Genomic DNA, 12,203 nt, shown 5'->3' on the forward strand with positions numbered 1-12,203 from the left:
GTCCTCCTTGAGGGGAAAGGAGTTGGACGGACCTTACTTGACCGCGCCGGCGGTCATACCGGCTCGGATGTGCCGTTGGAACGCGACGTAGGCGATGAGCACCGGCAGCATTGCGATGGTGAGACCGGCGAACAGACCGCTCCAGTCGCTGCGATACCCCTGACTGACCGACAGGGCGGCCAAACCCTGCGCCAGGACATACCGATCGGGGTCGGGGTTGAGAACCAGGGGGAGCAGGTACTGGTTCCACAGCCCGAGGAAGTTGAAGATGCCGACGGCGACGAGACCGGGACGGGCCATGGGCAGCATGACGCGGAAGAACACCGCGCCGTGCGAGCAGCCGTCGAGGAACGCCGCCTCCGCCACCTCCGTGGGGAGTGTCTTGAAGAACGCGTGCAGGAAGAAGACCGTGAACGGCACCGCGTAGGCGGCGTAGACCAGGATCAGCCCCTGGTAGGTGCCGAGCAGGCCGAGCTGCTGCACGACGAAGAACAGCGGGACGAGGGCGAGGAACACCGGGAAGAACATGGCCGCGACGAACACGTAGTAGATGAGCCGGTTGCCGCGGAACTCGTACCGGGCCAGGGCGTAGGCGACCAGCGAGCCCAGCAGCATGGTCAGCAGCAGGCCCCCGCCCACGACGATCAGGCTGTTGAGGAAGTACCGGCCGATGCTCGCCTCGGTCCACGCCCGGCCCCAGTTGCCCCACTGCGGGTCGGTGGGCAGCGACCACGGGTCGTTGAGGATCGCGTTGTCGGTCTTGAACGAGCTGACCACCGCCCACAGCAGCGGCAGCGCCGTGACGACGCCCCACAGCAGCATCGCGAGGTGTACCGGGAAACGCCTCATGAGAGCTCCAGCCGCTCTTTGCGACCCGAGCGCAGCGCCAGGACCGCGAGGGTGAGGGTGGCGAAGAACAGCGCGACCCCCATCGCGGAGGCGTAGCCGAACCTGCCGTAGGTGAACGCGTTGCGGTACAGCGACAACCCGATGACCTCGGTGGCCCCGTCCGGGCCGCCCGGCCCGACCGTCATCACCTGCACGACCGCGAAGCCGTCCAGCGCGGCGATGCCGAGGTAGACGAAGGCGACCTGCACGGTGTCGCGGACCAGCGGCAGCGTCACCTTGCGGAAGGTGGCCCAGCCGCCGGCGCCGTCCAGCAGCGCCGCCTCGAACAGCTCCTTCGGGATGCCGTCGATCGCCGCGCTGAACAGCACCATGTAGAAGCCCACCGACGACCAGACCAGCACCGCCATCACCGCCGGCAGCGCCAGTGCCGGGTCGCCCAGCCAGCTGCGCGCCTGGCCGCCGAGGCCCACCGCCCGCAGCGCCCCGTTGAGCAGGCCGTTGGTCGGGTTGTAGACGAACTGCCACAGCACCGCGACGACCACCAGCGACAGCAGCTGGGGGAAGAAGTACACGATCTGGTAGGCGCCGGCGCCCCGGATGCCGGACCGGCCGCTGCGCCCGCCGATGTGCAGCATGCTGGCCAGGAACAGGCCGAGCGCGATGGTCGCCAGCGGCACGCAGACCAGCATCACCGCGTTGTTGCGCACGGCGTCCAGGAACAGGGAGTCGCCGCCGAGGCGGGCGTAGTTGCCCGCCCCGACGAAGTGCGCCTCGCCGGCCACGCCGGTCCAGTCGGTGAGCGAGAGGTAGAACGCCTGCCCGTACGGCGACAGCACGAAGACGACGTGCAGCACGAGCGCGGGCGCCAGCGCACCGATGAGGAACCGGAGCCGACCGTGGTTCATCAGCGGGTGTACTTCTTGACGGAGCTGTCCTTGGCGAGCGCGTCGGCGGCCTTCTGGACCCGGTCGGCCCACTCCGCCGGCGTGGCCCGCTTGTTGACCAGCTCGCCGGTGGCGTCGTCGACCGCCTTGGCCAGGGGCGCGTACCAGGTGCGGAAGCGGAAGGTGAAGGCTTCCTTGCCGGCGGCGTTGACCGCGTCGCGGGTCGAGCCGAGGCCGCTGCTGAGCGTGAGGCCGTCGGTGGCGCCGGCGATCGCGGGCAGCGTCCCGGCGGACTCGGCGAAGCCGCGCGCCGACTGCCGGGAGAACAGGATCCGCAGGTACTCCATGCCGCCGGCGGCGTTCTTCGCCTTCGCCGGCACGATGAACGACTCGCTGCTCGCGGCCTGGACCGCGGCGGCGCCCATCTTGTCCGAGGCGGTGCGGGCCGGCACGGCGCCCATCACCATGTCGAAGCCCTTGGGGGCGACGTCCTTCTGCTCGGCCTCCAGCCAGGAGCCGCAGGGGATGAACGCGGCCTTGCCCTGGCACCAGGCGGCCTGCGACTCGGTGTGCGACAGCGCCTCCGAGCCGGCCATGATGTAGCCCTTGCCGGCGAGCTCCGCGAACGCCTCCGCGGCGGCCTTGAAGGCGTCGGACCTCCAGGCGTTGGGCTGCAGGTTGTCCACGGCCTTGAGCAGGTCCGTGCCGCCGGTCTTCGCCGCCATGCTCAGCAGCGGGTCGTTGATGTACTCCGGGTACTTGCCCTGGTACGTCCACGGCGCGATGCCGGCGGCCTTGATCGTGGCGCACAGGGCGAGCATCTCGTCCCAGGTCTTCGGGTACGTCCAGCCCTTGCTGGCGAACAGCGGCTTGGAGTACCAGATGCCCCACGCGGTGTAGGTGAAGTTGAGCACCAGCGGGGCGCCGTCGAACGTGCCGTCCTCCACGACGCCGGGCAGCAGCGTGTCCTTGACCTTCACGGCGGGGTCGTCGAACGACGGCGCCTCCAGCAGCTCGGTGAGGTTCGCCAGCTGCTTCGCGCCGACCAGGGTGGCCAGGTCGAGGCGGCCGGCGCCGGTGTTGTCCACGACGTCGGGCGGGGTGTTGGCGACGAACCGCGGCTGCAGCGCCTCGCCCACCTTCTGGATGCCCTTGTGGTCGACCGTCGCCTTCGGGTACTTCTGCGTGTAGAGGCCTTCGGCTTTCTTGGCGTAGTCGTCGCCGTAGCCGCCCTTGAAGATGACGACCTCCAGGGCCGCGTCCTCCTTGACGCCGAGCGGGTTCGCCGCGCTCTTCGCGCCCGTCGCGACGGCCGGCTTGTCGTCCTTGCCGCCGGTCACACACGCACTGAGCAGCGGCAGCGTGGCGCCCGCCGCGACCGCCGCGCGCAGGACCGTGCGTCTGTTCGGGTACGGTTGGACCAAGGGTGATGGGTTCATGACTGGGCCTTCTCTCCTAAGCGGTACGCCGGATGCGCCCGGCGTACCGCGCTTCGAGTGCTGCGTTGTGCTCCCGCCCGCCTGGAACGTTGTCGGACAGGTAGACCGGCGGCGTGACGCCGAGTGCCAGCAGTCGCGCCACCACTTCGGTGACGATCTGCTGGGCCAGCAGGGCCGCGGTGATCGAGGAGACGGCGCCGACGGCGCCGCCGCCCGGTAGGGGCAGCGACGCGTCGCCGTAGGGTGCCCCGTTGTCGAGGACCACGTCGGCGAGGTCGCTGAGCTTCATTCCGCTGTCGTGCCGGGAGTCCACGCGTGAGGAGTGCTCCAGCGACGTGATCGCGATGAGGGCGTGCCCGCGCTGCTTGACCAGCTGCGCCATCTCCACCACGGCGCCGTTCACGCCGGAGTTGGAGGCGATGACGAAGGTGTCGTCGGGCTTGACGGGGGCCAGGTCGTAGAGCCGGTGCGCGACGCTCGGCGTGCGCTCCAGCTGCGGGTCGCCGAGGACGCCGGCGGCGTCGCCGCCGTAGAGGACGATGTCGCGCAGGGCGATCCGGTTCGTCGGCACCAGCCCGCCGGCCCGGCCGGCGATCTCCATCGCGAGCGCCTCGGAGTGCCCGCAGCCGAACGCCTGGATCACCCCGCCGGCCTGCAGCGTGCCGGTGATCAGGTCGGCGGCCCGCGCCACCTGGTCCACCTGGGTGCTGCTCACGCGCTGGATGGCGGCGCGGATCACCTGGACGTAGTCCCCACTGCTGATGCTCACTGCGGCTTATCCCTTTCGTGGTCGCTTGCGGTTGGTGGTCGCCTCGGGCACCCGGTGCGCGTCGACGGCGCGCACCGTGAGCTCGAGCGCCTCGGCGGTCCGCTCGTAGGTGCGCTGCGCGACCGCCACGTAGATGAGGTCCAGGACCAGCAGCTGCGAGTGCAGTGCGGACAGGGCCGCGACCCGGAAGGTGGTCTCGTGGACCGAGGTCGTGAACACCACATCGGCGACCTCGGCCAGCGGCGAGCGGCCGAAGGAGGTGACCGCGACGGTCAGCGCCCCGTGGTCGGCGGCCTCGGCGAGGGTCTCGATCGCCTCGCGGGTCCGGCCGGAGTGCGACAGGCCGATCGCGACGTCGCCCGGGCCGAGCAGCGCCGCGTTGGTCAGCGCGGTGTGGGTGTCGGAGCGGTACCAGACGGGGACCCGGATGCGCTCGAGCCGGAACGCCATCTCCCGCCCGGCGGTGCCGCTGCTGCCGAGCCCGAAGATCTCCACCCGCCCGGCGGTCGCGATCGCCGCCGCGACCCGCTCGACCGCGGCCACGTCCAGCCCGGCGGCGGTCGCCTGGATCGCCCGGGTGTCCGCGGCCGTGATCACGTCGAGCACCCCGTCGAGAGGGTCGTCGGGGGCGATGTCGCCGCTGATGTCGGTCTCCCAGCGGGCCTGCTCGGCGCGGCCGGTCTCGGTCGCGATGGCGACCCGCAGGTTGGCGTAGCCTTTGAAGCCGAGCGTGCGGCTGAACCGGGTTACGGTCGCCGTGGACGTGCCCGACCGCTCCGCGAGGTCGACGATGCTGGCGTGCGCCGCCGTCTCGGGATCGCTGAGGATCATCTCGGCGATCTTGGCGAGGGCCTCCGGCATGGTGGGCCCCTCGATGCGCAGCCGCCCCAGCAGCCCGCCGCTCTCACCGGTCACTACGGTCATCCTTTTCATCGTTGCGTCTTGGCGATGAAAATTACGACCACTTCAACTTCTAGTCAACAACCATTTTCCATGGTTCGATCGTGCCATGGTGCTCATCCTCGGGGTCGATGCCGGCGGGACGGCCTCCAAAGCGGTCGTCGTCGCGCCTGACGGGACGGTCCTGGGGCGCGGGACCGCCGGTCCTGGCAACCCGTCCGCTGTCGGGTCGGCGGCCGCGGTCGCCATCGGCGCGGCGGTCCGCGAGGCACTCGGCCCGCACGACCCGGGCGGGGTCGTGGCGGGCGTGGTGGGAGTCGCCGGGGTCAGCATCCTCGCTGATCCCGGCGTCGCCGCGAGCTTCGCCGAGCAGTGGGCCGGCCTCGGCCTGACCTGCCCGGTCGAGATGGCCGGCGACGCCGTCACCGCGTTCGCCGCGGGCTCGGCCGGCACGCGCGGCGCGGCGCTCATCGCGGGCACCGGCGCGGTCGCGGCCCTCGTGGACGGCCTGGAGGTGGTGCGCACCGCGGACGGGCTCGGCTGGCTGCTCGGCGACGAGGGCTCCGGGCTGTGGCTCGGCCTGCAGGCGGTCCGGCACGCCGCCCGGCACTGGTCGTCGTCCGGGCTCGCCGTCCGGGTGGCGTTGCACGCCGGCGTGACGTCCGCCGACGACCTGGTGCACTGGGCGCAGCGGCTGCCCCTCGGCTCGTTCGCCGCGCTCGCCCCGGTCGTGTGCGAGTTCGCCGCCGCCGGAGATCCGGCCGCCGCCGCGATCGTCGCCGACGCCGTCGACCGCCTCGTCGCCACCCTCGACGCCCTCCAGGCGCCGGACGCGGCGGTGGTCCTGGCGGGCGGCCTGCTCACCGCGGCCACCCCGGTCCGCGACGGGGTGCTCGACGTGCTGCGGGGCCGCGGCGTCGAGATCGGCACGGCCCACGACCCGGCGCTCGGCGCCGCCCGGCTCGCCCTTCAGCGCTGGTCGAGCCGCACGGTCCCGTCGAGCTGAAGGAACTCGCGCAGCCGGCCGGCCTCGTCCAGTACCGCCGCCGCGTCCACATCGGACAGCCGGCGGAACGGTGACACGGTCAGCTCCGCGCCGCGCACCGACCAGATGCCCGCGACGAACCCGCCGACCAGGAACGTCGGGTGCACCATCGAGTAGCCCGGGCAGACCCGGGCCCGGTCCTCGTCGCTGACGATCCGGGTGCGGTCCTCGTGGCTAAGCACCAGGTTGTCGAACTCCGGCAGGAAGCGCACCGGCGCCGGCTCGTCACCGCCGGCGACCGGCAGGTCCGGCAGGTCGAACAGCTCCTGCCCGCGCTCGTCGCGGTACACCCGCAGCCGGTGCCGCTCCCGCTCGACCTCGTCGCGCAGCCGCTTCAGCCCCGACCAGTTCTGCAGGTCCGCGACGCTCGCCGGGCCGCAGGAGGCGAGGTACCGCGTCAACAGCGTCGACACCGGCGGGCGCTCCTCCAGCGGACCGCCCAGCCAGTCCTCGGCGAGCGCGCAGGTCACGTGCCCGCGGCGGCGCCAGACCCCGGACGGCGGCGGGTGCACCAGGTTCACGTGCAGCTGGACGACCCAGGCGAGGGCGATCGCCTGCCGGCCGGGGAACCGCTCGCCGAGCCGCTTGGCCAGCTTCGGCCGGGTCATCACCTGGCCGCGCAGGATCTCCCGGCCGGCCGCGGCGATGTCGGCCACCTCCAGCCCGGCGATCTCCTTCGCGAAGGGCGACATCCCGCCGGGGCCGAGCCGCTCCTGCACCAGGGGCTTCAGCCAGCGGTAGTCGGCGCCGGCGCTCAGGTGCTGGGTGCGGCGCAGCAGCCCGCCGCGCACCACCCGCCCGTCGCCCAGCGCCTCGGTGAGCTGCTCGTGCCGCAGCCCCCGCATCCTGGTCCACAGCCCCACATAGGGCGCGTCGACCTCCTGCGCCTGCACGGCGACGAGGTGCGCGACGACCTCCTCGACCGGCCGCGGGTCCGGCGCGGTGTCGGGCGTGGTGAGCAGCTGGCGCTGCAGGTACGTGCGGTTGAGCTGCCGCCTGGTGAGGTTCACGGCCATGACGCTACGGCCGGATCCGGTCAGGATCTGTCCTGATCCGGATGGGACGGGAGCACGCGGTGCTTCGTGACGCGGTCGAAGGCGATCGTGCCGTCGGCGTGCTCGCCCGCCGGGGCGTAGCCCGCCGCGCGCAGCGCCGCCAGGGTCTCCGCGACCGGCAGGACACTCGCGTAGACCGTCGGGGCGAGCTCGGTCAGGCCCAGCCCGGCCAGGCTCCGCACCCGCGGCAACTCGGCCAGCAGGGCCGGGTCGTCGCTGCGCAGCACGCACGCGACCGGGCGGACCCGCAGCGCCCCGTGCCGCCGGGCGAGGTCCGTCACCAGGTACTGCAGCGGCTGCGGCACCCGGCCGCCGGTCGCCGCCTCGCGCAGCGCGGCGAGCAGCTCCTCGGCGGACGAGCCGCGGTCGAACGCCCGGCGCACCGACGCCTCCGAGAAGCGCCACGTGTGCCCGCCGCCGCGCGACTCCCGGTCGGCGGTCAGGTCCAGCAGCGCGGCCAGGGACGCCGCGGGGGCGCCGGTCGCGACCGCGGTCAGGTCGCTCTGCAGCAGCACCGTGCGCTGCGCGGCCGGGATCAGCCGCTCCAGCTCGGCCCGCAGCGCCGGGTGCCGCGGCGTGCCGTCCAGCCCCGCCTCCGCGGCCAGGGCCCGGCACAGCCCGGTCGGCGCGTGCAGGGCGCCGACGCCCATCAGCTCCAGCTCGCGCCACAGCATCGCGGTCGTCGGGTACGCCTCCTGCGGCTCCGGGCCGGTCAGCAGCGGTCGCATGTACATCTGCAGCGCGTTGATCCCGTCCAGCGACGGCAGCGCGTAACCGTCGGGCAGGCCGTTGAGCAGCGACACGAGGCTGCGCCGCAGCACGCTCACCGCCTCGTCGCGCTCCGTGCGCAGCAGCGCCGGGGCGCCGGTGTCCAGCGGGGCGGCGTCCATCACCAGCCAGGCGGTGAGCAGCTCGCCGTACTGCGCGGGCGGGTCGAGCTTCAACCAGTCGTCGTAGTACGCCGACGGCGCGACCCGGTTGTCCGTCACCCCGATCAGGCCGCTGACCCCGGCGAGCGTGAGCCACAGGCGCATGTCGAGCGGGTCGCCGCCGATCGCCTTGCCCAGCCGGCGCAGCTCCCGGGTGCCGACGCCGCCGTCCTTGAGCATCGGCACCGGCTCCCGGCCGCACGTCTCCAGCAGCGCGGTGACCTGCGCGAGCGCGACCCGGACCGCGGCGGCGCCGTCGCGCCGCACCATCTCGGCGCTCACCTCCACCGGCACCTGCAGCGGCGGCGCCGGGTCGAAGTCCGCCCGGAACCCCTCCCGCAGCACCACACCCACCTCGCTGGGCAGCACCGCGGCCATGCCGGCCGGGTTCCACATGACGAGGCCGTGGTCGACGGCCCAGCGCAGCGGCGTCGGCCGGTTGGTGCGCAGGGCGCCCATCTGCCGCGGGTCGAAGTAGAACGGCTCGTCGGCGATGGACAGCAGCAGGTCCCTGGTGGCCTCCGGCGCGGCGGCGAACGCGGCGCGGACCGTCGCGGCGTCGGCGAGTGCGGCGCAGATGCCGTCGAGCAGTCCCGCGCGGTCCCGCCCGACCGGCGCGTCGAGGTTGTACGCGATGCGCTGCAGCCGGTCGAGCGGCAGCTGCGCGAGCTCGATGCGGGCCGACGGGCCGAACCCGTACCCGCCCACGATCACCTCGTGGATCGGCGCCGTGCGGATCCAGCCCTCGTCGGGCCAGGCCAGCGCGTGCCACTCCAGCCGCCCCAGCACCAGGCTCAGGTCGGCGTCGCCGGCGGGCACGCCGAGCAGGTGGGCCAGGTCCGTGCGCCGGGTGCCGGCCGCGCGCAGCGACAGGGCCTCGGCGACCTGCAGCTCCGGCAGGCTCAGCACGGCGACCGTGCCGGTGACCGTGGCCGGGTCCATCAGCGCCGCGGCCAGCTCGCGGCGGTCCACCGGCGCCGGGGCGTCGGGCAGGTGGGCGGCGGCGAGCTCGGCCAGCCTCGGCGCGGCCAGCCCGGACAGGAGGTCGAGCATCGTCTTCACGTCTGTGCCCTCGTCCCTCGCGCACGCCGGTCGACCAGCGAAGGTTAGCGCCGACGGGGATGGGCGGCGAAGAACTCCCACAGCACGCGGGTGGCGTCGACCTTCGCCGTGGTGTCCTTGAGCTCGCCGGACGCCGCGCCGAACCAGACGTGGCCGGCGCCGTCGACGACGTAGGCGTCCACGTCACTGCCGTCCTGGCAGTGGGTGCTCGTCCGGTGTACCGCCGGATCCGCGGGCTGCGCCGGTGGCGTGCCGGTGCCGGCGGGAGCCGGCGGTGCGGTGCCGGTCGCCGGCGATGGCGCGGCACCGGCTGACGGCGGCGGTGCGGTGCCGGTCGACGGCGGCGCGCCGCTCGCCGGTGCGGGGGTGCAGCGCAGCCTGGTGCGCCAGGTGTCCAGGCCGGTGCGCAGCGCGGCGGCCTGCGGGTCGTCGGCGCCGACGAGCGTCACCACGGACACCGGGGCGGCCGGCCGGTAGTCGGCGGCCTCGGTCCGCCCGCCGGCGAAACCGCCGCTGACGACGCCGATCGCGGCGAACACGCCGGGCGCCTCGACGGCGGTCCGGAAGCTCAGGTCGCCGCCGTTGGAGACGCCGGCGAGGAAGAGCCGGTCGGCGTCGGCATGCCACTGGCGCACGAGCCGCTCGGCGACGGCCTTGACGAAACCGACGTCGTCCTGGGTGCCGCAGCAGTCGAACGCGTTGAACTGCCCGCCGACGCCTTCCGGGTACGCCACCAGGAAGCCCTCCGCGTCGGCCTTGGCGTCGAGGCCGGTCAGCCCGCGCATCGCCGCGCCGCTGCCGGGGCGGTAGTGCAGCGCGAGGACCGCGGGCACGGCCCGGGCCGGGTCGTACGAGGCCGGCACGTGCAGCAGGAACGTCCGTTCCTTGTCACCCACGGTGATGGTCAGGGTGTGGTCGCCGGGCCGGACGGCCTGGGCCGACCCGCTGGGCGCCGGGGCCGGCGTCTCGGCCGTGCAGGCGGTCAGGAGCGCGAGTGCGAACAGTGCGAGTCCCCGTCTCATGCCTCGTCAGCGTAGGGGTCGTCGCGCATTTCCACCTGCCCGATCGCCGTGTGTCACCACCAACCGCGATCGATCTTCAGTATTTTCCCGGATGAATCGGACCAAATCAGGATGGGCTGCGAAATCCCTGCCCCGCAACGGCTGTCGCACTCCGCCCGACCGCCGTATGTTGTCGGACGTCAAGTTTCTTGAGGCAGGAGTCGTTGTGGGAAACATGCTGTTCAGGAGGGTTGCCGGGGGCGCCGCCGCCGCGACCGTGGCCGTCGGGCTATCGACTGTGTTCGCTGCGCCCGCCAGTGCTCACGCAACGGGAGCGACCGGCTCCGCGGTGTGCGTTTCCGTCGACGGCACGTACGAGATCACCTGGAAACTGACGAACGACTACCCGGCGGCCGTCACGCTCAGCGACATCAAGCTCGAGCTGGACAAGAAGGCCGAGACGACCCTGTCGAAGACGCCGCTGCCGACGTCGATCGACGCCCGTCCCGCCAACAGCCCGCTGACGGAGGTCAGCTTCACCTCCGTCGTCGCGCAGCCGGCGACCAAGGTGAAGCTCACGTACAAGGCGAAGTGGGCCGACAACTTCCGCGCCCCCGGCTCGAGCGGCTGGGTCCAGCTGACCGGCCCGTGCCCGAAGCCGTCGCCGTCGAAGTCGCCGTCCGCGTCGCCGTCGCCGTCGGTGTCGAAGTCGGTCACGCCGTCGGCGTCGAACACGCCGAGCCTGCCCGTCACCGGCTCCAGCAGCACGATGCCGCTCGTGGGCACCGGCGCCGCCCTGGTCGTCGGCGGGGTTGCTCTGGTCGCCACCCTGCGCCGCCGTCGCCGGGTGACGTTCACCGCCGAGTAGTCCGTATCCGGGTGCGGGGGGAGGCCGCCGACTCCCCCCGCACCGTTTTCAGGTGGACGACCCGGAGCCCGGGGTCGGCCGGTCGGGCGGGCCCGGGTGGCCGTGCTCGCCGGTGGTAGTACTCGCTGGGTGGCGCTCGCCGGGTGGTGGTGCCCGCCGGGTGGCGCTCGCCGGTCAGGTGGCGAAGTAGTCGCGCAGGTGGGCGATGTGGCCGTTGCGGACGCGGAAGATCTGCACGAGGGCCATGCCGGTGCCGTCGGTGAACGCGACGTCGATCTCGGCGATGTGGACGTCCGGGTCGGCGGTGGCGTGCAGGACGGACCGGGACCGTCCGAAGTCGACGGTGCGGGTGTCGGTGACGGGGCGGGCGTACCAGGCGGCCATGCCGGCGCGGATCGCGTCGCGGCCCTCGAGACGGTGCGGGACGTCGCCGCCGGGCGGGACGAGCGGGGCCTCGAAGATCCCGTCGGGGGTGAACAGTGCGGCCAGTGCGTCCGCGTCGCGGGAGACGGCACCGGCGTGGATATAGCGTTCGAACAGTCGCTCCATCCTCGATCGTAACCCGGCGCGCCCTCGGGCCGGCCCGCCCGCGCGCCCGGCCCGAGGGGGCCGCTCAGTGCGCGACCGGGCAGCCGCCGGTCAGCTTGCCGAGGAAGGCGTTGGGGTCGTAGTAGTGCTCGACCTCCAGCAGCTTCAGGTCGTCGTCCACCTTGGCGACGCTGATGCCGAACATTTCCACGGTCTCGCCGTTGGGCTGGAAACCGTGGTATTCGCCGGTGAACGCGCCCCAGTGGCGCCACTTGAACGTGACGACCGGGGGCGGGCTCAGCACCTCCAGGACCTCCCAGTAGAACCCGGTCGGAAATGCCTGGTGGAAAATGTGGTGGGACGACTCGAACGATTCCTGCCCGGTTTTGTAGAAGGCGCTGTCGCCGATCAGGATGTTGTAGCTGCCGATGTCGGCGATGTCCTGCGGGGTGGCCCAGGGGCCGCCGTTGACGTTGGTCCGGAAGCGGTCGGTGACCATTGAGACCCAGGTCGCGGGGTCCTTCTTGTGCGAGACCTCCATCTCGAAGACCTGCACGATCCGCTCGACGACCGCCTCCAGGGAGTCCGGGGCGAAGTGGTGCGTGCGCTGCTGCGGCATCACCGTGTGGGACAGGTGGTAGTCGGGGGTGCCGTCGCGCCATTCCTGCGGGTCGGCCGCCTCGACGACCGCGGAACGGCCCTGCAACCAGAGCGGGGTCTCAGTCAAGGACCTCGTCCTTTCACTGCATCGGGGAAGTGATCGCCTGCGATCGTGGTGGATGTCAATGACGATCGTCAACCCCGCTGAGCAATGCCGCCCGTAAGTGAAGTAAAATAAACAAACGTCAATGTGTATGAGAGATTGCGGCGGCGT

General features: G+C 72.5%; 12 protein-coding genes. 2 read left to right on the plus strand and 10 right to left on the minus strand.

Translation table 11 applies throughout. The features are described from left to right. Positions 1–33: 33 nt before the first annotated feature. From OP18_RS10390 to OP18_RS10410, 5 genes are read right to left on the minus strand one after another with little or no spacing between them, the layout of a single operon-like run. Positions 34–849, minus strand: a complete 816-nt coding sequence (locus OP18_RS10390) for a carbohydrate ABC transporter permease (RefSeq protein ID WP_033358518.1) — start codon at positions 847–849, stop codon at positions 34–36. After that, positions 846–1,754 carry a carbohydrate ABC transporter permease gene (locus OP18_RS10395; protein ID WP_033358519.1) on the minus strand — a complete coding sequence of 303 codons (909 nt, stop codon included), beginning with the start codon at positions 1,752–1,754 and terminating at the stop codon, positions 846–848. The genes OP18_RS10390 and OP18_RS10395 overlap by 4 nt, the downstream gene beginning before the upstream one ends. Next, positions 1,754–3,172 (minus strand): N-acetylglucosamine/diacetylchitobiose ABC transporter substrate-binding protein, encoded by a 1,419-nt coding sequence (gene ngcE, locus OP18_RS10400; RefSeq protein WP_033358520.1) that lies wholly within the window; start codon positions 3,170–3,172, stop codon positions 1,754–1,756. The genes OP18_RS10395 and ngcE overlap by 1 nt, the downstream gene beginning before the upstream one ends. A 16-nt stretch (positions 3,173–3,188) precedes the next feature. Continuing rightward, the gene (locus OP18_RS10405; protein WP_033358521.1) at positions 3,189–3,941 is read right to left on the minus strand and encodes a sugar isomerase domain-containing protein; all 753 of its coding nucleotides are present in this window, start codon (positions 3,939–3,941) and stop codon (positions 3,189–3,191) included. 6 nt (positions 3,942–3,947) lie between these two features. After that, on the minus strand, positions 3,948–4,865 hold the full coding sequence (locus tag OP18_RS10410) for a MurR/RpiR family transcriptional regulator (RefSeq protein ID WP_389251029.1): 918 nt from the start codon (positions 4,863–4,865) through the stop codon (positions 3,948–3,950). Positions 4,866–4,950: 85 nt separating this feature from the next. Between OP18_RS10410 and OP18_RS10415 the strand changes: the two genes are divergently transcribed. Continuing rightward, a complete protein-coding gene (locus OP18_RS10415; RefSeq protein ID WP_033358523.1) occupies positions 4,951–5,847 on the plus strand; it encodes an N-acetylglucosamine kinase in 897 nt (298 codons plus the stop codon). Here the strand turns inward: OP18_RS10415 and OP18_RS10420 are convergent. The 3 genes from OP18_RS10420 to OP18_RS10430 are packed head-to-tail and all read right to left on the minus strand — an operon-like array spanning position 5,811 to position 9,954. Then, entirely contained in the window at positions 5,811–6,896 is a 1,086-nt protein-coding gene (locus OP18_RS10420; RefSeq protein WP_211273486.1) for a winged helix DNA-binding domain-containing protein, read from the minus strand. The genes OP18_RS10415 and OP18_RS10420 overlap by 37 nt on opposite strands. Before the next feature lie 26 nt (positions 6,897–6,922). After that, positions 6,923–8,923 (minus strand): helicase-associated domain-containing protein, encoded by a 2,001-nt coding sequence (locus OP18_RS10425; protein WP_156089400.1) that lies wholly within the window; start codon positions 8,921–8,923, stop codon positions 6,923–6,925. 53 nt (positions 8,924–8,976) lie between these two features. Beyond that, positions 8,977–9,954 carry a CE1 family esterase gene (locus OP18_RS10430; protein WP_052386486.1) on the minus strand — a complete coding sequence of 326 codons (978 nt, stop codon included), beginning with the start codon at positions 9,952–9,954 and terminating at the stop codon, positions 8,977–8,979. A gap of 328 nt (positions 9,955–10,282) precedes the next feature. Here OP18_RS10430 and OP18_RS58600 point away from each other — a divergent pair, with 328 nt between their 5' ends. Beyond that, a complete protein-coding gene (locus OP18_RS58600; protein WP_033358526.1) occupies positions 10,283–10,801 on the plus strand; it encodes an LPXTG cell wall anchor domain-containing protein in 519 nt (172 codons plus the stop codon). A 174-nt stretch (positions 10,802–10,975) separates the two neighbouring features. Here the strand turns inward: OP18_RS58600 and OP18_RS10440 are convergent, their stop codons facing one another. Next, on the minus strand, positions 10,976–11,350 hold the full coding sequence (locus OP18_RS10440; RefSeq protein WP_033358527.1) for a nuclear transport factor 2 family protein: 375 nt from the start codon (positions 11,348–11,350) through the stop codon (positions 10,976–10,978). A 64-nt stretch (positions 11,351–11,414) separates the two neighbouring features. Continuing rightward, complete coding sequence (locus tag OP18_RS10445; protein WP_033358528.1) at positions 11,415–12,056, minus strand: nuclear transport factor 2 family protein; 642 nt, start codon at positions 12,054–12,056, stop codon at positions 11,415–11,417. Positions 12,057–12,203 lie beyond the last annotated feature (147 nt).

Source organism: Dactylosporangium aurantiacum (genome assembly GCF_000716715.1).
In the GTDB taxonomy this organism is placed as follows: domain Bacteria; phylum Actinomycetota; class Actinomycetes; order Mycobacteriales; family Micromonosporaceae; genus Dactylosporangium; species Dactylosporangium aurantiacum.